Origin of the sequence: Azonexus sp. (genome assembly GCF_041909095.1) — a bacterium.
Classification (GTDB): Bacteria; Pseudomonadota; Gammaproteobacteria; order Burkholderiales; family Rhodocyclaceae; genus Azonexus.
Genome location: NZ_JAYREB010000005.1, coordinates 1 through 19,844, shown reverse-complemented (window position 1 = coordinate 19,844; position 19,844 = coordinate 1). Strand labels below are relative to the sequence as shown.

The 19,844-nt window shown below is 63.7% G+C and carries 20 protein-coding genes; 14 read left to right on the top strand and 6 right to left on the bottom strand.

Translation table 11 applies throughout. The features are described 5' to 3' along the window. Positions 1-216: 216 nt before the first annotated feature. The 4 genes from ACE3OV_RS10960 to ACE3OV_RS10945 all read right to left on the bottom strand — a co-directional run bounded on the left by ACE3OV_RS10960 (position 217) and on the right by ACE3OV_RS10945 (position 4,350). Complete coding sequence (locus ACE3OV_RS10960; protein WP_374327136.1) at positions 217-1,977, bottom strand: cation acetate symporter; 1,761 nt, start codon at positions 1,975-1,977, stop codon at positions 217-219. Further along, positions 1,970-2,281 carry a DUF485 domain-containing protein gene (locus ACE3OV_RS10955; protein ID WP_374327134.1) on the bottom strand — a complete coding sequence of 104 codons (312 nt, stop codon included), beginning with the start codon at positions 2,279-2,281 and terminating at the stop codon, positions 1,970-1,972. The genes ACE3OV_RS10960 and ACE3OV_RS10955 overlap by 8 nt, the downstream gene beginning before the upstream one ends. 90 nt (positions 2,282-2,371) lie before the next feature. Then, complete coding sequence (locus ACE3OV_RS10950; RefSeq protein ID WP_374327132.1) at positions 2,372-3,691, bottom strand: sensor histidine kinase; 1,320 nt, start codon at positions 3,689-3,691, stop codon at positions 2,372-2,374. After that, on the bottom strand, positions 3,688-4,350 hold the full coding sequence (locus tag ACE3OV_RS10945; protein WP_374327131.1) for a response regulator: 663 nt from the start codon (positions 4,348-4,350) through the stop codon (positions 3,688-3,690). Before ACE3OV_RS10945 ends, ACE3OV_RS10950 begins: the two co-directional genes overlap by 4 nt. Positions 4,351-4,436: 86 nt before the next feature. Here ACE3OV_RS10945 and ACE3OV_RS10940 point away from each other — a divergent pair, with 86 nt between their 5' ends. After that, positions 4,437-4,985 carry a hypothetical protein gene (locus tag ACE3OV_RS10940; protein ID WP_374327129.1) on the top strand — a complete coding sequence of 183 codons (549 nt, stop codon included), beginning with the start codon at positions 4,437-4,439 and terminating at the stop codon, positions 4,983-4,985. A 104-nt stretch (positions 4,986-5,089) separates the two neighbouring features. Then, positions 5,090-5,584, top strand: a complete 495-nt coding sequence (locus ACE3OV_RS10935) for a hypothetical protein (protein ID WP_374327128.1) — start codon at positions 5,090-5,092, stop codon at positions 5,582-5,584. Between the two features lie 1,129 nt (positions 5,585-6,713). Here the strand turns inward: ACE3OV_RS10935 and ACE3OV_RS10930 are convergent. After that, positions 6,714-7,301 (bottom strand): superoxide dismutase, encoded by a 588-nt coding sequence (locus tag ACE3OV_RS10930; protein ID WP_374327126.1) that lies wholly within the window; start codon positions 7,299-7,301, stop codon positions 6,714-6,716. 39 nt (positions 7,302-7,340) lie between these two features. Then, the gene (gene xseA / locus ACE3OV_RS10925; protein ID WP_374327125.1) at positions 7,341-8,693 is read right to left on the bottom strand and encodes an exodeoxyribonuclease VII large subunit; all 1,353 of its coding nucleotides are present in this window, start codon (positions 8,691-8,693) and stop codon (positions 7,341-7,343) included. On the opposite strand from xseA, the gene ACE3OV_RS10920 reads away from it, so the two are divergent. The 12 genes from ACE3OV_RS10920 to ACE3OV_RS10865 all read left to right on the top strand — a co-directional run. Further along, positions 8,692-9,054, top strand: a complete 363-nt coding sequence (locus tag ACE3OV_RS10920) for a hypothetical protein (protein ID WP_374327454.1) — start codon at positions 8,692-8,694, stop codon at positions 9,052-9,054. The two genes, xseA and ACE3OV_RS10920, sit on opposite strands and share 2 nt — an antisense overlap. Further along, on the top strand, positions 8,979-9,584 hold the full coding sequence (locus ACE3OV_RS10915) for a MotA/TolQ/ExbB proton channel family protein (protein ID WP_374327123.1): 606 nt from the start codon (positions 8,979-8,981) through the stop codon (positions 9,582-9,584). Before ACE3OV_RS10920 ends, ACE3OV_RS10915 begins: the two co-directional genes overlap by 76 nt. Before the next feature lie 3 nt (positions 9,585-9,587). After that, on the top strand, positions 9,588-10,004 hold the full coding sequence (locus ACE3OV_RS10910) for an ExbD/TolR family protein (RefSeq protein ID WP_374327122.1): 417 nt from the start codon (positions 9,588-9,590) through the stop codon (positions 10,002-10,004). Next, a complete protein-coding gene (gene lpxK, locus ACE3OV_RS10905; protein WP_374327440.1) occupies positions 10,004-11,011 on the top strand; it encodes a tetraacyldisaccharide 4'-kinase in 1,008 nt (335 codons plus the stop codon). Before ACE3OV_RS10910 ends, lpxK begins: the two co-directional genes overlap by 1 nt. Beyond that, entirely contained in the window at positions 10,992-11,168 is a 177-nt protein-coding gene (locus ACE3OV_RS10900) for a Trm112 family protein (RefSeq protein WP_374327121.1), read from the top strand. The genes lpxK and ACE3OV_RS10900 overlap by 20 nt, the downstream gene beginning before the upstream one ends. Next, positions 11,168-11,938 (top strand): 3-deoxy-manno-octulosonate cytidylyltransferase, encoded by a 771-nt coding sequence (kdsB, locus tag ACE3OV_RS10895; RefSeq protein WP_374327120.1) that lies wholly within the window; start codon positions 11,168-11,170, stop codon positions 11,936-11,938. Before ACE3OV_RS10900 ends, kdsB begins: the two co-directional genes overlap by 1 nt. An 85-nt stretch (positions 11,939-12,023) precedes the next feature. Next, complete coding sequence (adk, locus tag ACE3OV_RS10890) at positions 12,024-12,677, top strand: adenylate kinase (protein WP_374327119.1); 654 nt, start codon at positions 12,024-12,026, stop codon at positions 12,675-12,677. 4 nt (positions 12,678-12,681) lie between these two features. Further along, positions 12,682-13,953: a 6-phosphofructokinase gene (locus ACE3OV_RS10885; protein WP_374327118.1), complete on the top strand. Its 1,272-nt coding sequence runs from the start codon at positions 12,682-12,684 to the stop codon at positions 13,951-13,953. Positions 13,954-14,057: 104 nt separating this feature from the next. Continuing rightward, positions 14,058-16,223, top strand: a complete 2,166-nt coding sequence (locus tag ACE3OV_RS10880; RefSeq protein ID WP_374327117.1) for a type I secretion system permease/ATPase — start codon at positions 14,058-14,060, stop codon at positions 16,221-16,223. Further along, positions 16,220-17,635 carry an HlyD family type I secretion periplasmic adaptor subunit gene (locus ACE3OV_RS10875; RefSeq protein WP_374327116.1) on the top strand — a complete coding sequence of 472 codons (1,416 nt, stop codon included), beginning with the start codon at positions 16,220-16,222 and terminating at the stop codon, positions 17,633-17,635. Before ACE3OV_RS10880 ends, ACE3OV_RS10875 begins: the two co-directional genes overlap by 4 nt. Then, a complete protein-coding gene (locus ACE3OV_RS10870; protein ID WP_374327115.1) occupies positions 17,635-18,252 on the top strand; it encodes a LuxR C-terminal-related transcriptional regulator in 618 nt (205 codons plus the stop codon). Before ACE3OV_RS10875 ends, ACE3OV_RS10870 begins: the two co-directional genes overlap by 1 nt. A 90-nt stretch (positions 18,253-18,342) precedes the next feature. Further along, positions 18,343-19,844: retention module-containing protein (locus tag ACE3OV_RS10865; protein WP_374327114.1), on the top strand; the 1,502-nt coding region annotated here is incomplete at its 3' end.

The following is a 19,844-nucleotide window of genomic DNA, read 5'->3' as shown; positions in this document are numbered from 1 at the left end:
TCTCCTCCATAAAATGTGATGGGCGGGCTGCACTGAAATGCAACATCGCCACGAGACACAGTCTGGGTTTGTAAACTTACAGTTCCCTGACAATTTTTTTCGATTAGGTGAAACTGTTATGGGTTTTGCGATCGAGCAAAGAAAAGGCCCCCGCCGGGGCGGGGGCCTTGCAGGTGGCCGGCAGAGCGCCGGCCAGGGGTGTTTTTCTTGTTTTGTTTAGTGACCGCTGGCGCCGGCGGCACCGATGCCGGTTTCCGAGCGGACTTCCTGGTCCAGGTAGGCTTCGCGTTCCTTCGCGGCCTGCGCGCTGTTGTCGAGGATCGAGAACAGCCAGATGCCGACGAAACCGATGGTCATCGAGAACAGGGCCGGCGAGGTGTAGGGGAACCAGGCAGAACCCTTCGGATTGCCCAGCGTGGCTTCCCAGATCGACGGCGAGACGACGGTCAGCGCAACCGAGGAGATCAGGCCGAGGAAGCCGCCGATCACTGCGCCCTTGGTCGTGCAGTTCTTCCACAACACCGACATGAACAGCACCGGGAAGTTGGCCGAGGCAGCGATGGCGAAAGCCAGCGAAACCATGAAGGCGATGTTCTGCTTCTCGAAGGCGATACCCAGCACGACGGCGATGATGCCGAGGACGATCGTGGTGATCCGGGAAACGCGCAGTTCGGCAGCCGAATCAGCCTTGCCTTCCTTGAACACGGTGGCGTACAGGTCGTGCGACACGGCCGAGGCGCCGGACAGCGTCAGGCCGGCAACGACGGCGAGGATGGTGGCGAAGGCAACCGCGGAGATGAAGCCGAGGAAGATGTTGCCGCCGACCGCGTTGGCCAGGTGGATAGCCGCCATGTTGCCGCCGCCGAGCAGGGCGCCCTTGGCGTCCAGGAACTCCGGGTTGGTCAGCACGAAGGTGATGGCGCCGAAACCGATGATGAAGGTCAGGATGTAGAAGTAGCCGATCCAGGTGGTCGCCCAGAAGACGGACTTGCGGGCTTCCTTGGCATCCGGCACGGTGAAGAAGCGCATCAGGATGTGCGGCAGGCCGGCGGTACCGAACATCAGCGCCATGCCGAAGGAGATCGCCGAGATCGGGTCCTTGACGAAGTTGCCCGGGCCCATGATCGACAGACCCTTGGCCGCGGCAGCGGCGGCGACGCCTTCCGCGGTGGCGGCGGGATCGGTCTTCAGGGCTTCGGCGAGCAGGCCCTTGGCGGCCAGTTCGGTCTTGATCTTCACCGCTTCGGCGAACATCGCTTCCGGGCTGAAACCGAAGTGCAGCAGCACCATGAAGGCCATGAAGGAGGCACCGCACAGGAGCAGGATCGCCTTGATGATCTGCACCCAGGTGGTGGCGGTCATGCCGCCGAACAGCACGTACACCATCATCAGCGCGCCGACGATGACCACCGCCATCCAGTACTCGAGACCGAACAGCAGCTTGATCAACTGACCGGCACCGACCATCTGGGCGATCAGGTAGAAGGCGACGACGACCAGCGTGCCGGTGGCGGCGAAGGCGCGGATCGGGGTCTGCTGGAAGCGGTAGGCGGCGACGTCGGCGAAGGTGAACTTGCCGAGGTTGCGCAGGCGTTCCGCCATCAGGAAGGTGATGATCGGCCAGCCGACGAGGAAGCCGATCGAGAAGATCAGGCCGTCGTAGCCGTTGGCCATGACCGCGGCGGAAATACCGAGGAAGGACGCGGCGGACATGTAGTCGCCGGCGATCGCCAGGCCGTTCTGGAAGCCGGTGATGCCGCCGCCAGCGGTGTAGAAGTCAGCCGCCGACTTGGTCTTGGCCGCCGCCCACTTGGTGATCCACAGCGTGAAGGCGACGAAGATGGCGAACATCGCGATGGCGGTCCAGTTGGTCGCTTGCTTCTCGGCCTGGCCGAGGTCGGCGCCGGCTGCGAAGGCAGTGCCGGCAACGGCGGCCAGGGCGAGCGCGCCGAGGATTTGTTGATACGGCTTAGCCATTGTTGGCCTCCTTGACGATTTCCGCCTTCAGCTGGTCAAACTCGCCGTTGGCGCGACGCACGTAGATGCCGGTGATGACGATGGTGAACAGGATGACGCCGACGCCGATAGGAATGCCAATGGTCGACACGCCGGTGCCCAGCGGCTTGGCCAGGAATTCCTTGTCGAACGCGATCAGCGCGATATAGCCGTAATAAACGACCAGCATGAGCAGGGTCATGACCCAGCCGTAGGTGTTACGAACCGACTTCAGTTGCTCGTATTTTGGATTTGCCCGGATCCGGGCATACACGTCTTGCGACATGATCGACCTCCTCATCTCGTTGTCAGGGTTACGGGATATGTAACGCCTTGCATGATCAACGAGGCGAGCTTACAAACGACTTAAGGAAAATCAGGATGACGGGATGAGTTGAGGCTGACTCAGCGGCAGTTCGACCAGCACCGTCAGACCGCCGCCCGGCGTGTCGTCGAGCCTGATCCGGCCGTGGTGCTGGCGGACGATTTCGAGCGAGATGGCCAGCCCCAGGCCGCTGCCGGGGACCGCCGTGGCGAGTCGGCAGAAGGCCTCGAAAACCCGCTCGCGCTCGCTGGCCGGGATGCCCGGCCCGTTGTCGGCAACGCTCAGGCGGGCGCATTCGTGGTCGTGGGTGATGCTGACGTCGATGCAACCGTCGGCCGGGGTGTAGCGGATGGCGTTGTCGATCAGGTTGGAGAGCAGGATGCGCAGGGCTTCCGGGTCGCCCACCAGCGAAGTCGGCATCTGTTCGGCGAGACCGAGGTCGATGCCCTTGGTGGCGGCGAGGATGTCGCATTCGATGATGACGGTTTTCGCCAGTGCCAGCAGGTCGACGCTGCCCATCGTCCGGCGGGCGACGAACTGCGGATCGAAGCGCGCCAGGTGGAGCAGCTGGCTGACCAGGTGCGATGCCCGGTCGACTCCGCTGCGCAGGTTGTTCAGGGCTTCCCGGCGGACCAGTGGGTCGCTGTCGTTGTCGACGACCTGGGCGTTGAGGCCGATGGCGGTGAGCGGCGTACGCAGTTCATGGGCGGCGTCGGCGATGAAGCGCTGGCGGGCAAGGAAGGCGTGATCGAGGCGCTGGAACATGTCATTGAGGGCGTCGACGATGACCAGCATCTCGTCGGGATAGCCGGTGCGCGGCAACGGCGAGAGAAAGCCCGGGCTGCGCTCGCGGATTTCCTGGCGCAACTGGCGTAGTGGCTGGAAGGCCTGGGCGGCAGCAATCGCGATGAAGCTGCCCATGATGACGACGAGTACCGTGAACGGGACGATCAGTGAGCTGCCGAACTCGCGGAACCACAGGGCATGCGAATCGGCGGGATTGGCCACCTGGACGGTGCTGCCGCGATCCTCGATGACCATCGCGTGCCATTCCTGCTCGGCCCAGGTGAAGGTGCTCAGCCCCGGCTTCTGGCGCGGCAGCGGCTGGTCGGGGCGGGAAGCGAAAAGCAGTTTGCCGTCGCTGCCCCAGACCTGGCTGATGATGCTCTGCTGCTGGTTGGAGAGATCGTAGATCTCCGGGTGCATGCCGTGGTGACGCATCACCGCCCAGGCCACCTGTTCCAGCGACAGGTCACGGCTGCGGCTGAACTCGTTCCAGGTCATCCGGTAGGTCAGCGCGGTGACGAAGGCAGCGGTGATGATCAGCGTCCCGATCTGCCAGGCGAGCAGGCGGGCGAGGACGGAATTCACGACGGATCGACCAGCTTGAAACCGATGCCGCGGATGTTGCGGATCCAGGCCTTGCCCAGCTTCTTGCGCAGACGGTGCAGCTGCACCTCGATCGAGTTGCTGGCGATCTCCTCGCCCCAGCCGTACAGCCTTTCCTCGAGCTGCGGGATGCTGAGGACGACGCCGGGGACTTCGATCAGCGCCATCAGCAGGCGGAATTCGCGGTCCGACAGGTGGATTTCCTGGTCGGCGAGCTTGACCTGGCGTTTGCGCGGGTCGACGCTGAGTGCGCCGAGGCGCAGTTCGCTCTGCGACCAGCCCTGGGTGCGGCGGCGCAGGGCGAAGACGCGGGCGACCAGTTCGTCGAGCTCGAAAGGTTTGACCAGGTAGTCGTCGGCACCGGCGTTGAGGCCGCTGACCCGGTCGTCGAGACCGCCGCGAGCGGTGATGACGAGGGCCGGCAGGGGTTTGTTGCGGTGAGCCAGGCGTTTCAGGATGTCGATGCCGTCGACGTGCGGCAGGCCGAGGTCGAGGATCAGCATTCCATAATCGTGGGCCTGGATCGCCCCGTCGACGGCCTGGCCATCGCTGACCCAGTCCACGGAGAAATCGTGTTTGCGCAGGCTGGACAGGATCGCCGAAGCGATCAGCGCGTCATCTTCGGCGAGCAGGATTCTCAAGCGAAATCACTCATCGGAAAACCTCCCCGGCGGTCACCGCGAGGCGGATGGCGGCGCGAGGCTTCGGTCGGTGTTGTCAAAGGCAAATGGTCGGCAAAATCGGGATCGAAACTGATGATCCAAGCTTGAGGATTCTATCAAGCCGCCAGGCGATCAGCGCGCTCTTGTTGGAACGACGTCCCCCCGAAACCAAAGCGGTTCTATTGGCTGATTCAACTTCTGAGTGCTGTTGCAGATGGGGGGCTGGCCAACGACAGCTTTTCCGCCTGAACGGACCTTGGAACTTCGATCAGCAATTGGCAGCCATCGGCCAGGAGCCGTCCCTGACAGCAGGCTCCAGAAACCTGCCGGTCAGTGGATGGGGGAGGGAGCAGAAAGTCGTGCACGTTCCCTTTGAACCTGCTTGCTTTCAGACGCCTGTTCCAGGTTGTGGCAAGATGCCTTTCGAATTGATCGGTGCTGACGTCGTCAAACGTGCCGTGCCGGTTTTCATGCTCGATTTAATACGGTATAAAACCGCATGGCCGTTACGAAAGCCGAGCGCACAAGCCGTTTCCCGCAAGGCGCGCCCGGCCAGGTTATCCGGCAACCAGCCAAGTTATGCAGCAATTTTGCTGTTCGAATTGAAACGTTAGCCTTCAGAGATATGCGCACTGGCAATTGGCCTTCCTGCATAATTACGGCCTTTGATCTCGCCGGGACCAGAACCCTTGCGGTATCCGGAAAGGGGTCCTCGGCCATGATTAAGATGCATAACCATGCGGTGGCAAAGATTAATCACGGCCTTCCCCTCCATAGCCATGGCTACGTTTGGAATGACTCGGTTCTTCTGCTGTCTTACACGACAGAACAAAATTGGACGAAAAAGACATTTTTTACAGAACTAGACGATTTCAAGTCGTTCATTGAGCAACAGTGTGGCGCCGCGATGTATGCGATATCGGTCAAGGGCCTAGCATTTCCAGACGACACAACAGCGCCGGCTGTTTTCAACGGTCAAATTGCAAACCAACCACGGGCCGTTGTGCTCAAGACATCAAGTTGGGCTATGGCGAATTGCTTCATTATCGAGAAGGCGCTAAAGCATCACCGCGCCGACTGGTATATCGACAGCAGAATTACCAAGGGGGCCAATCTTCCCAGGCCCTTCGCATCGGAAAAAGTTGGGCTTCTACCAAAAAGCGAAGCTAGGAATATCCACATGTTCAGGGGGCGTCTCCATGCTGGGGGCTAACCTTCTATTCACGGACCTGCGCGAAAAAATGTGCAGGCCGGTGCTTTTGGGCACAGAAAGCAGTTAATCCTTTTTAAAGGTCAAATATGCTAAAAAACACACTTGCCGCTGTATTGCTGCTAAGCGCTTTCATGCCTGCTCCTTCATGGGCGTTCACTCCGGACTTGGTTAGAGGTTGCAAAGTAGTTGCTGAACAGCAAAAAAACGCCACTGGTGAGGACGCGATTCACGGCGTTTACTGCCTTGGAGTCCTTGATGGAATCATGGCAGCAACACTTAAGCGCCAAACCGCAGTTCCTCTCCCGGACCCATGTTTTGACAGGCCTTCTATTAGGCCAAGCGAACTTGCTCGCCAAGTCGTGGTTGCTTTGAATGCGCGTCCAGAACTCATTGAGCTAGCGCGTCGTAGTGCGGGTGACAGGGGGGCAATGGCAACCTATCTCGCTCTCGGTATCACATTTAAATGCGATAAGCCTTAAAACGACACGATAGATGTTTGCCTTTGACACGCAACGGCATTCACTAATGGTGTCGAACATAACACTTCTGCAAGTCGTGAAAAACAAATGTTCTATTTGATTACTTTGCTCAAGGGATTGCTATATTTGATAGCAATCCCACTGTATTTCTCTTGGTTCTACTTCATTTACTACATGATTTTCAAAGACCTGAAGATTGGGGCTATCTTCTTCGTCGCAAATATTGTCATAGGTTATATCATCACTTTTATTATTCGGTATTTAACTTCTTGTCAGCTGAAGGCTGCTGCCAAGATGGTACAGATATCTGAAAACCAGAAGCAAGCACGAATCGCCGGCAGGCTAACATTCTGGTGAATAGGACGTCCGGTAAGTGGGGCGGGAAAGCGCTATCTATTATTGCGCCGCAGTCAGTCCGGGAAACGCCTGCGGGCGGTCGCCTGTTACCTCTACGTTGAAGGTCCGCGTTTCGAGACCCTGGCCGTCGCCTTTGGGTCGATAGTTGCCATGGGGCCTCTCAAACGACCGGCCACTCCGGCCGAGAAGTGGATAGCGTCAAGCGATTGTGCAATGAAAAAGAGGGAGTTGAATGCTCCCTCTTTTTAGATTGAGAAACCCTTGTTACGAGTTTCTATCCAGAAATATCCCGCTCAGCCGGCGAAGTTGGCTTCGACGAAATCCCAGTTGACCAGGTGGGTCAGGAAGGTTTCGACGAACTTCGGGCGCAGGTTGCGGTGGTCGATGTAGTAGGCGTGTTCCCAGACGTCGACGCAGAGCAGGGCCTGGTCGCCGGTGGTGAGCGGGGTGCCCGCGGCGCCCATGTTGACGATGTCGAGCGAACCGTCAGCCTTCTTGACCAGCCAGGTCCAGCCGGAGCCGAAGTTGCCGACGGCCGAGGTCTGGAAGGCGCTCTTGAAGGCGTCGAAGGAACCCCACTTGGCGTCGATCGCGGCAGCCAGCGCGCCGCTCGGTGCACCGCCGCCGTTCGGCTTCATGCAGTTCCAGAAGAAAGTGTGGTTCCAGACTTGCGCCGCGTTGTTGTACACGCCGCCGGCCGGGGCCTTCTTGACGATGGCCTCGAGGTCGAGGGCTTCGTATTCGGTGCCCTTGATCAGGTTGTTCAGGTTGGTGACATAGGCCTGATGGTGCTTGCCGTGGTGGTAGTCGAAGGTTTCGACCGACATGTGCGGGACGAGTGCGTCCTTGGCGTAGGGCAGAGCGGGCAGTTGGTGTTCCATTGATATTCTCCGTTGTTTGTCAGGGGTAACTCGAAAATTCTAGTCAGCTTCTTGCGGGGCGACAACCTGATTGACCGTCGCCGCCAGTCCGCCGTGCGCCAGCCGGATCTGCAGCCGGTCGCCGGGACTGACCGCCAGGCTGTCGCGCAGCGGCCTGCCGTCGGCATTGCTGACCAGCGCGTAGCCGCGGGCCAGCACTGCTTGCGGGTCCAGTTGCCTGAGACTGCCGGCAAGGCCATTTAGTTTCATCCGCTGTTCGCCGAGTAGCCCGCGGCTGGCCTGTTGCAGCCGGTGGGCGAGGTGCGCCAGGGCTTTTTCGTGCGTCTCGGTTTGCGGTCGGCAGCCGGCGGCACGGCGGGCCAGCGTGCTGAGCGCCAGGCGCTGGCGCAGCAGGCCGGCGGCCTGGGCGCGCTGCAGGCGATCGCCGAGGCGCTCCAGGTGCTGGCGCTGGCGGAGCAGGGCCTGTGCCGGGTGGATCAGGCGCGAGCGCAGCCAGTCGAGGCTTTGCTGGTGTTCGGCGAGGCGGCGTTGGCCGGCGCGCTGCAGGCGTCGTTGCAGTTCGTCGACGCGGGCCAGCAGCGTGGCGCGTTCCGGGGAGAGCAGTTCGGCGGCGGCGGTCGGCGTCGGGGCGCGGCGGTCGGCGGCGAAGTCGGCGATGGTGAAGTCGGTTTCGTGGCCGATGCCGGCGACCACTGGCAGCGGGCAGGCGACGATGGCGCGGGCGACGGCTTCCTCGTTGAAGGCCCAGAGGTCTTCGATGCTGCCGCCGCCGCGGCAGAGGATGACGGCGTCGGCGCTGCCGTTGCCGGCGGCGGCCAGGGCGGCGGCAATGCGGCTGGCTGCGCCGTCGCCCTGGACCGGCGCCGGGTGGATTTCGATGGCGAGGTAGGGGGCGCGCCGGTGCAGCGTGCTCAGCACGTCGCGCAGTGCCGCCGCCTGCAGGCTGGTGACGATGGCCAGGCGCCGTGGGTAGGGCGGCAGCGGGCGCTTGCGCTCGGCGGCGAAGAGGCCTTCGCCCTCAAGTTGCGCCTTGAGCCGCAGGAAGCGTTCGTAGAGATCGCCCTGGCCGGCGCGACGCAGCGATTCGACGGTGAGCTGGAATTCGCCGCGCGCCTCGTAGAAGGAGACCAGCGCGCTGGCTTCCACCTTCTGCCCGTTTTCCGGGCGCCAGCCGAGGAGTTGCGCCCGGTTGCGCCAGATCACGCAGCGCACCTGGGCGTTGCCGTCCTTGAGCGAGAAATAGACGTGGCCGGAGGCGGCCCGCGTCAGGTTGGATATTTCGCCGCTCACCCAGAGCAAGGGGAAGGCCGATTCCAGGCAGTCGCGCACCAGACGGTTGAGCGCGCTGACGCTGAGTACGGAGTTATTGACAGGCGGCAGGGGGGAAGGCATGGCGGCATTCTACCTGCGGATGGCTTTTTCTGGTAGGCGCTTGACATTTCTGTTGATTTTCAAGTTGTTGATTTTAGGTGATTTTTATTCTATGCCTCGTTTTTTGGCAGGGCAGGCGAAAGCCTTGTTTCTTGCGGGTTTGCGGCGACTGATGACAGCTCTTCCACAGACTTATCCACAGCTTTTGGGGATAAGCCGCGGCGGCACCGGAAAATCGTCGTGCTTGCCCCTGCGCCGCCGGGGAGGCAGAATTGCGGGCTGGAATTTCCCCAAGGACAACGTCAAGTGTTTGAAATCGTCAAAGCGGCCGGTTGGCCCATCTGGCCTCTGTTGCTGGCTTCGGTCATCTCCATGGCGCTGATCATCGAGCGCCTGATCAGCCTGCGCCGGGCAAAGATTGTGCCGACGGGCCTGTTGCAACGGGCGGTCGGCGAGTTCCGGCGCGGTGCCGATAACGGCAAGCTGTTCGACGAGCTGGACCGTCATTCGCCGCTCGGTCGCGTGCTGGCGGCCGGCCTGCGCAACGTGAACAACTCGCGCGAAGTGATGAAGGAGTCGATTGAGGAAGCCGGTTCGGCGGTCGCGCATGAACTCAATCGCTACCTGACGACGCTCGGCACCATCGCCTCGATCAGCCCGCTGATGGGGCTGTTCGGCACCGTCATCGGGATGATCGAGATCTTCGGCTCGCAGGCGCCGGGTACCGGCAGCCCGCAGCAACTGGCGCACGGCATTTCGATCGCCCTGTACAACACCGGTTTCGGCATCTTCATCGCGATTCCCAGCCTGATCTTCTGGCGTCATTTCCGGGCGCTGGTCGACGGCTTCGTCGTCGAGATGGAGCAGCAGGCGGTGCGCCTGGTCGAAGTGATGCACGGCGACCGGAAGTAAGCGATGAATTTCCAGCGCGGACGCGGCCGCGAAGAGCCGGAAATCAACCTGATCCCGATGATCGACGTGCTGCTGGTGATCATCATCTTCCTGATGCTGACGACGACTTACTCGAAGTTCTCCGGCCTCGAGATCAACCTGCCGACGGCCGACGTCACCCAGGAAAACCAGCAGCCGAACGAGATCGACGTCGCGGTGACCGCCGCCGGCCAGATCCTGGTCAACAAGGCGCCGCTCGCTTCCGGCGAGATCGAGGCGATTTCGGCGGCGCTACAGCAGGCGGCAGCCGGGCGCAAGGAGCCGGTGATCGTCATCAACGCCGACGCCAAGGCGACCCACCAGCGCGTCATCGACGTCATGCAGGCCGCGCAGTCGGCGGGCTATCCGCACATCTCCTTCGCCACCCAGTCGCCCGAGTGATGCTCGCCGGCTGGTTGCAGCGAAACTGGTACGAACGCCGGCTGACGCCGGCGTTCTGGCTTCTGCTGCCGCTGCTTTTGCCGCTCAACCTGCTGTTCGTCGGCCTTGCCGCCTGGCGGCGCCGGCAGGCTCGGCCGCAACGGCTGGCGGTGCCGGTCGTCGTCGTCGGCAACCTGACTGTCGGCGGCGCCGGCAAGACACCGCTGACGCTGTGGCTGGCCGGCGCGCTGGCGGCGCGCGGTTTCCGCCCCGGCATCGTCAGCCGCGGCTACGGCGGTGCGGCGGCTTTACCGCGCCAGGTGCTGGCGGCGTCGACGCCGGCCGAGGTCGGCGATGAACCCTTGCTGCTCGCCCGCCGTAGCAGCGTCCCGGTGTGGGTCGGGCGCGACCGCGCGGCGGCTGGTCGGGCGCTGCTGGCGGCGCATCCCGGGGTCGACCTGCTGCTCTGCGACGACGGCCTGCAGCATTACCGGCTGGCGCGCGATGTCGAGATCGCCGTCTTCGACCGGCGCGGCGCCGGCAACGGCTGGCGCCTGCCGCTGGGGCCGCTGCGCGAGCCGCTGGCGCGGCTGGCCGAAGTCGATGCCGTGGTCGGCAACGATTTCACTGCGGCCGAGCTGGCCGGTGGCCGACCGGCGTTTGCCATGACCCTGCGCGCCGGCGACTTCTACCGCCTCGACGATCCGGCCGTTCGCTGCGCCGCCGCTCAACTGCGCGGCCGGCCGCTGCACGCGGTGGCCGGGATCGGCGATCCCGGCCGGTTTTTCCGCACGCTGGCCGGCCTAGGACTCGACTGTGTGCCCCATCCCTTCCCCGATCATCACGCCTATGCGGCCGGCGACCTCGCTTTCGGCGACGACGCGGTGCTGCTGATGACCGAGAAGGATGCAGTAAAATGCGCCGGACTGACGGCGGCGGAGACCTGGGTTCTGCCCGTTGACGCCGATCTGCCGCCGGCATTGACCGATTTGATAGTGGAGAAACTCCGTGGACGCCCGATTGCTTGAAATACTCGTCTGCCCGATCTGCAAGGGCCCCCTCGAATTCCGCAAGGCGGCGCAGGAGCTGGTGTGCAAGCCGTGCAAGCTGGCCTACCCGATCCGCGACGACATCCCGGTCATGCTCGAGGATGAGGCGCGGCCGCTGGGCGCCGACGAAGCCTGATGGCGCCGGCGTTCAAGATCGTCATTCCGGCGCGTTACGCGTCGAGCCGCCTGCCGGCCAAGCCGCTGCTCGATCTCGGCGGCAAGCCGATGGTCGTCCGCGTTGCCGAGCGGGCGCGCCTGGCAGGTGCCGAGGAGGTCTGGGTGGCGACCGATCATCCGGAAGTGCGTGCTGCCTGCGAGGCGCACGAAGTCGCCGCGCTGATGACGCGCGCCGACCACGCCACCGGCACCGACCGTCTGGCCGAAGTAGTGGCCCAGCGCGGCTGGAGCAACGACACCATCGTCGTCAACGTGCAGGGCGACGAGCCGCTGATCGAGCCGGAGGTCATCGTCCATACCGCGCGCCAGCTTGCAGTCAGCGGCGCCGACATCGCCACCGTCGCGCATCCGATCGCCGAGCCGGCCGATTTCTTCAACCCCAACGTGGTCAAGGTGGTTTGCCGTGCCGACGGCGATGCCGCCTATTTCTCGCGCGCGCCGATTCCTTATGCGCGTGACCATTTCGCCCGCGAGGGCGGTGGCGCCAGCCTGCCCGACGGGCTGCCGGCGCTGCGTCACGTCGGCCTCTACGCTTACCGGGCCAGCTTCCTGAAGGCCTACGCCGGCCTCGCCGTGGCGCCGACCGAGCAGTTCGAGGCGCTCGAACAGCTGCGCGCCCTGTGGCATGGCTACCGGATCAGCGTCGCCCTGGTGGAGGCGGCGCCGGCGCCCGGTGTCGATACGCCGGAAGACGCCGAGCGGATGCGCAAACTGTTTGACCGTACCTGAATAAGCAGGTAATTTCGGTCGCCTAGAGAACGGCGCCACAACAGCCGACAACAAGAATTTTCATACGTAACCAGAGGGACTTTCCATGAAACTGATTCTTTTGGGCGCACCCGGCGCCGGCAAGGGTACGCAGGCCAAGTACATCTGCGAAAAATTCGGGATTCCGCAGATTTCCACCGGCGACATGCTGCGCGCCCAGGTCAAGGCCGGCACCCCGCTCGGCCTGGAAGCCAAGAAGCACATGGACGCCGGCGGCCTGGTGCCGGACGCCGTGATCATCGGCATGGTCAAGGACCGCCTGCAACAGGACGACTGCCAGAACGGTTACCTGTTCGACGGCTTCCCGCGCACCATTCCGCAAGCGCAGGCAATGAAGGATGCCGGCGTGCCGATCGAGTTCGTTCTGGAAATCGACGTTCCCGACAGCGACATCATCGAACGCATGGCTGGCCGCCGCGCCCACCTGGCGTCGGGCCGCACCTACCACGTCAAGTTCAACCCGCCCAAGGTCGAAGGCAAGGACGACGTCACCGGCGAAGACCTGGTCCAGCGCGACGACGACAAGGAAGAAACGGTGAAGAAGCGGCTCGACGTCTATCACTCGCAGACCAAGCCGCTGGTCGATTTCTACGGCAAGTGGGCGGCCGAAGGCGACGCGGCAGCGCCGCAGGTGCGCAAGATTGCTGGCGTCGGCAGTGTCGACAACATCACCGCGGCGGTTTTCGACGCCCTGAAGTAAAACCATGGTGGCGAGAAACGCCTTCTACGCGCAGTCGGGAGGCGTCACCGCCGTCATCAACGCGACGGCGTGCGGCCTGATCCAGGAAGCACGCCGTTTGCGTTTGCAGTACCCGGAGCGGATCGGCAAGGTGTACGCCGGCCACGACGGCATCCTCGGCGCGCTGACCGAGGAACTGATCGACACCGACCTCGAGACCGACACCGACATCGCCCGCCTGCGCTACGCGCCCGGCGGCGCCTTCGGCTCCAGCCGCTACCACCTCGGGCCGCTGGCCACGCACCGGCGCCATTTCGAGCGGCTGGTCGAGGTCTTTCGCGCCTACGACATCGGCTATCTCTTCATCAACGGCGGCGATGGCAGCATGGGTGCTGCCTGGCATTTGTCGCAGACGCTTGCCGAACTCGGCTATCCGCTGCAGGTGATCGGCCTGCCGAAAACCGTCGACAACGACCTGGTGCTGACCGATACCTGCCCCGGTTTCGGTTCGGTCGCCAAGTACGTGGCGACCTCGATGCGCGAAGCCGGCTTCGACGTCGCCTCGATGGCGCGCACCTCGACCCGCATCTTCATCCTCGAAGCGATGGGCCGCCACGCCGGCTGGATCGCTGCCGCCGCCGGACTGGCCAGCGGCCACGAAGGCGAGCCGCCGCACCTGCTGTTGTTTCCGGAAGTCCGCTTCGACGCCGAGCGCTTCCTCGCCCGCGTCGAGGCCTGTGTCCAGCGTTTCGGCTACTGCACCATCGCCGCCGCCGAAGGCCTGTGCGACGAGGGCGGCTGCGAGATCGGCGCCCTGCCGCAGAGCGAGCTGCCCAGTCACACCCGGGCCGGCGGCGTCGGCCGCTACGTCGCCGAACTGATCCACGCCCGCCTTGGTTACAAGTACCACCTGGCGCTCGCCGACTACCTGCAGCGGGCGGCACGTCACCTCGCTTCCGGCACCGACGTCGCGCAGGCGCATGCCCTTGGCGTTGCCGCCGTCGACCGGGCGCTGGCCGGGCGCAGCGACATCATGCTGACCCTGCGCCGTCTGGGCGAGCGGCCCTACCGCTGGGAAATCGGCGAAGTCCCGCTGACCGCGGTGGCCAACCGGGAGCGGCGGATGCCGGCTGAATTCATTGCCGCCGACGGTTTTCATATCACCGACATCTGCCGGGCCTATCTGCAGCCGCTGATCGAGGGCGAGGACCCGCCGCCCTTTCGCGACGGTCTGCCCGACTACGTGCATCTGGGCAATCATCGGGTGCCCCGGCGCTTGCAGCCTTTCGTGCCCTGAGGCATGCTCGTGGAACGACGCCATTTGCAATGTTTTGCATTTGCCGGGGGGCTGAAAGGTAGAATCCCGCAACCATACGAATAACATGAAGGGCAACAACAGGGATGAGCATTTCCGTTGAGGCGGTCAAAACCGGCGTGCGGGCGGATTTATTGCACCACGATCCACTGCTTGACTGCCTGGTCGAACTGACCCGTATTCATGGTCGTCCGGGCACCCGCGCTGCGCTGGTTGCCGGGCTGCCGCTGGAAAAGGGCGTTCTCACGCCGTCCTTGTTTCCGCGTGCTGCCGCCCGCGCCGGCCTTTCCGCCAAACTGTCGCGGCGGCCGCTCGAGCGCATCGACGCCGTGCTGCTACCGGCCGTCCTCATGCTGCACGGCGAGGAAGCCTGCGTCCTGCTCGGCTGGGACGAAAGCGGCGAAAGCGCCCGCCTGCTGTTCCCGGAAACCGGGCAGGGTACGGTCGTCCTCGGCCGCGCCGAACTCGCCGCACGCTATACCGGGATCGCCATCTTTGCCCGGCCGCATTTCCGTTTCGACAAGCGCACCCCGCAGGTCGGCGAGGTCAAGCTGCGCCACTGGTTCTGGGGCGCCATGGCCGACCAGTGGCCGGTCTATCGCGACGTGCTGGCGGCCGCGCTGCTGATCAACGTGATGGCGCTGACCATGCCGCTGTTCACGATGAACGTCTATGACCGGGTGGTGCCGAACCGGGCGATCGAGACGCTCTGGGTGCTGGCTTTCGGCGTTGCGCTGGTGATTGTCGTCGATCTGGTGCTGCGCACGCTGCGTGGCTATTTCATCGATCTCGCCAGCGCCCGCATCGACATGCAGTTGTCGGCCAGGATCATGGAACGCGTCCTCGGCGTGCGCATGGAGGCGCGGCCGGCGGCGGTCGGCTCCTTCGCCTCCAACCTGCGCTCCTTCGAGTCGGTGCGCGACTTCATCACCTCGGCGACGGTCACCACCTTCATCGATCTGCCGTTTGCGCTGCTCTTCCTGCTCGTCATCGGCATCATTGCCTGGCCGCTGATCTTCCCGGTGCTGGCGGCGATGATTCTGGTGACGATCTACGCCTACGTGCTGCAGCACAAGATGCACGAACTGTCGGAAACGACCTACCGCGCCGGCGCCTTGCGCAACGCGACGCTGATCGAGAGCCTGACAGCGCTGGAAACGATCAAGACGCAGGGCGCCGAAGGTGTCATGCAGAACAAGTGGGAAAAATCGGTGGCCTTCGTCGCCCGCGTCAACAACCAGATGCGTTTCCTCTCGGCGGCGGCGACCAACGGGGCGATGGAAGTGCAGCAGCTGGTCAATGTGATGGTCGTCATCGCCGGTGTCTATCTGATCAGCGAAGGCATGCTCAGCATGGGCGGGCTGATCGCCTGCACCATGCTGTCGTCGCGGGCGGTGGCGCCGCTCGGCCAGGTGGTTGGCCTGCTGATGCAGTATCACAACGCCAAGGTGGCGCTGACCTCGCTCGAACAGGTCATGGCCAACCCGGTCGAGCGGCCGAACGACGCCAATTTCGTCCATCGTCCCGAACTGCGCGGCAACATCGAATTTCGCGACGTCGCCTTCAACTATCCGAACACTCAGGTGGCGGCGCTGAAGAGCGTCAGCTTCGCGATCCGTGAAGGCGAGAAGGTGGTCGTCATCGGTCGCATCGGCTCCGGCAAGACGACCTTGCAGAAACTGCTGATGGGGCTGTACCAGACCACCGGCGGCGCGGTCAGCATCGACGGGGTGGACGTGCGCCAGCTCGATCCGGCCGACCTGCGGCGCAACATCGGTTATGTGCCGCAGGACGTGACGCTGTTCTACGGCACGCTGCGCGACAACATCTCGATCGGCGCGCCCTTCGCCGACGACACGGCGATCCTGGCGGCGGCCGAGGCGGGCGGCCTGACGGAATTCGTCAATCGCCATCCGGACGGTTTCGAAATGATGATCGGCGAGCGTGGCGAATCGCTGTCCGGCGGTCAGCGCCAGGGCGTGGCGATCGCCCGCGCCTTCCTGATGGACCCGCCGATCCTGCTGCTCGACGAACCGACCAGCGCGATGGACTTCTCGTCCGAGCAGCAGTTCAAGGAGCGCCTGAAGACGATCGCCGCACACAAGACGGTGATCATCGTCACCCATCGCAACAGCCTGCTCGATCTGGCGACCCGCATCATCGTCATCGACGATGGCAAGGTGGTCGCCGACGGCCCGCGTGACCAGGTCATCCAGGCGCTGCAGAGCGGTCGCATCGGGAGGGCGTCATGAGTCGCTTGAAAGCCTTCCTGAGCGCCCTCCACGCCTGGTTGGAAAGGGTGGCACAGCGTGCCCGGCCGCGCGTCGAGCGCCTGCTCGGACGCCTGCCCAACCGCGAGGAAATCGAGGTCGTCGATTTCGCCACCGACGCCGACCTTGCCATCCTGCGTCAGGAGCCGTTGCGGGCGCGCGTCCTGCTGCGTTCGATCATTCTCGTCTTCGTGCTCTTCTTCGTCTGGGCGGCTTTTGCCCGGCTTGACGAGGTGACGCGCGGTGAAGGCCGGGTCATTCCGTCTCGCCAGGTGCAGGTGCTGCAGTCGATCGACGGTGGCCTGGTGTCCGATATCCAGGTGCGCGAAGGCGATGTCGTCGAAGAGAACCAGCTGCTGATCAAGATTGACGAGACGCGCTTCGTTTCCTCGGTCAAGGAGAACCGCGCCCAGTATCTCGGCCTGCTCGCCAAGGCGGCGCGCCTGCGGGCAATTTCGGAAGGCAAGGCGTTCGTGCCGCCGGAAGAGGTGACCAAGGAAGCGCCGGATATAGCGACCCAGGAAAGCCAGCTTTTCCTCGCCCGCCGCAGCGAACTCGACGCCGCCGTGTCGATCGCCCGCCAGCAACTGGCCCAGCGTCAGCAGGAACTGAACGAGGCGAGCGCCCGCCGGGCGCAGGCTTCGCAAGGCTATGACCTGACCTCGCAGGAACTGGCGCAGACGCGGCCGCTGATCAATTCCGGCGCCGTTTCCGAAGTCGACCTGTTGCGCCTGGAGCGCGACGTTTCGCGCTATCGCGGTGAGCGCGACATGGCGTCGGCGCAGATCACACGCATCCAGGCGGCAATCTCCGAAGCGCACCGCAAGATCGAGGAGGTTGAATTGAGCTTCCGTAACGAAGCCGGGCGTGAGCTGTCGGAGACGATGACCAAGCTGAGCGGCCTGGCCGAAGGCAGCGTCGCGCTGTCCGACCGGGTCAAGCAGTCGTCGATCCGCTCGCCGGTGCGCGGCGTGGTCAAGCGCCTGCTGGTCAATACCGTCGGCGGCGTCGTCCAGCCGGGCAAGGACATGATCGAGATCGTTCCGCTCGAGGACGCGCTGCTCCTGGAAGCCCGCGTCCTGCCGCGCGACATCGCCTTCCTGCGGCCGGGGCAGCCGGCCATGGTGAAGTTCTCGGCCTATGATTTCGCCGTCTATGGCGGTCTCGAGGGAACGCTGGAGCACATCGGTGCCGACACCGTGACCGACGAGAAGGGCAACGCCTTCTATCTGGTCCGCGTGCGCACCAGCAAGCCTGGTTTTGGCGATGCCAACCTGCCGATTATTCCCGGGATGGTCGCGGAAGTTGATATCCTGACTGGCAAGAAGAGCGTCCTGACCTACCTGCTCAAGCCCGTCCTGCGGGCCAAGAGCGTCGCCATGACGGAGCGTTGATGAACCATCTGATCGTAGACCGGGAAGCCCGGATGTTGCCCAACTGGCGCGATGCGATGCCGGCAGCAGCAGTCGTCTCGCGGCGGGCGACCGCCGGTGGCGATGGCAGCGGGGTTGGCATCCGCTGGTGCCGCTTGCGCACCGGCGAAAAGCTCGGCGACGTCCTGCCGCATCTGCCGGCCGCCTTGCCCGGCTACCGGACGGTGATCCTGGCTGACGAGCCGAGCGACGCGCTGACGCTGGAGAGCCTCTCCGCTGGCGCGGCCGGTTGCTGCAACACGCATGCCGCGCCCGAGGTGCTGAAGCAGGTGGCGCTGGTGGTTGCCAATGGCGGCTTGTGGGTTGGCCAGTCGCTGCTGCAGCAGGTGATCGGCAATACCACCCGGGCCCTGGCGCAGCGCGGCAAGCTGTCCTCCGACGACCCTCTGCCCGGGCTTTCCGAACGCGAGCAGCAGGTGGCCAGGCTGGTCGCCGCAGGGGCCAGCAACAAGGAAATCGCCGATCGCCTGCAGATCGCCGAGCGCACCGTCAAGGCGCACCTTACCGCGATCTTCGAGAAGACCGGTGCGCGTGACCGCTTGCAGCTTTCACTGAGGATCAACGGCGTCAAGCTATAGATGCCATTGGCAACTGGACTTTGGTTCAATAGTCAAGCTCTATTTGACTCCCTACACTGAGGTATCACCTTCCGTGTCTGGAGAATCAAAATGGCTGCTGTCATTGCAAAAGTATTGTCGATCAACGGCGAAGCGTTCGCCCGCGACGCGTCCGGTAATCTGCGCCCGCTCAAGGTCGGGGATGTCCTCCGCGAAGGTGAAACGGTAGTTTCCGGCAATGGCACGCAAGTCGTGCTGACCATGAATGATGGCCGCAATGTCACTGTTGCCGGCCAGCAGAGCGTGACCCTCGACGCCGAAGTGGCGGCGCTTGAAAAGCCTGATGCCAGCGACAGCGCGCTGGCCAATGACGGCAAGGCACTGGCGCCGATTGCCGCAGTCATCGCCCAGGGTAGCGACCTCGATGCCCTGCTCGAAGCAGAAGCCACCGCGGCCGGTGAGGCTGGCGCCGGCAACGAAGGGCATGGCTTCGTCGAATTCGCCCGCATCGTCGAAAGCGTTGGCGGGCAGTCCTATCAATTCTCCACCGAGCGTCTGGCGGCGGAAGACAGCTTCAACGGCGGCGACCTCAATCAGGAAAACGAAGCTCCTGCCGCCACCGATTACACGGTGACCACGGATGAAGACACCCCGGTTTCCGGTCGTGTCGTCGCCGTCGATCAGGACGGCGACCCGCTGACCTACGCCAAGGGCAACGACCCGCAGCACGGCACGGTTACGGTCAATGGCGACGGCACCTGGACCTATGTGCCGGACCCGGACTACAACGGCGGCGACAGCTTCACGGTGACGATCGACGACGGCAATGGCGGAATCGCGACGTCGACGGTGACGATCGGCGTGACGCCGGTCAATGATCCGCCGATCCCGGACGATCCGACCAACCCGAACTTCGACCCGACGAGCGGCAACTACAGCGTGACGACGCAGGAAGACACGCCGGTTTCCGGTCGCGTCGTCGGCTCGGACAAGGACGGCGACCCGCTGACCTACGGCAAGGGCAACGACCCGCAGCACGGCACGGTGACGGTCAATGGCGACGGCACCTGGACCTATGTGCCGGGCCCGGACTACAACGGAACTGACAGCTTCACCGTGACGATCGACGACGGGAAGGGCGGCACGGCAACGTCGACGGTGACGATCGGCGTCACGCCGGTCAATGACCCGCCGATTCCGGACGATCCGAGCAACCCGAACTTCGATCCGACGACCGGCAACTACAACGTCACGACCCAGGAAGACACGCCGGTTTCCGGTCGCGTCGTCGGCTCGGACAAGGACGGCGACACGCTAACCTACGGCAAGGGCAACGACCCGCAGCACGGCACGGTGACGGTCAATGGCGACGGTACCTGGACCTATGTGCCGGGCCCGGACTACAACGGAACTGACAGCTTCACGGTGACGATCGACGACGGCAAGGGCGGCACGGCGACATCGACGGTGACGATCGGCGTCACGCCGGTGAACGACCCGAGCGTTCTGGTTGCGGACACGAAGACGGTGTTCGAAGACGCGGTGGCGAGCGGCAACGTGCTGGAGAACGACAGCGATCTTGACGACACGCTGACGGTGGTGAGCTTCACGGT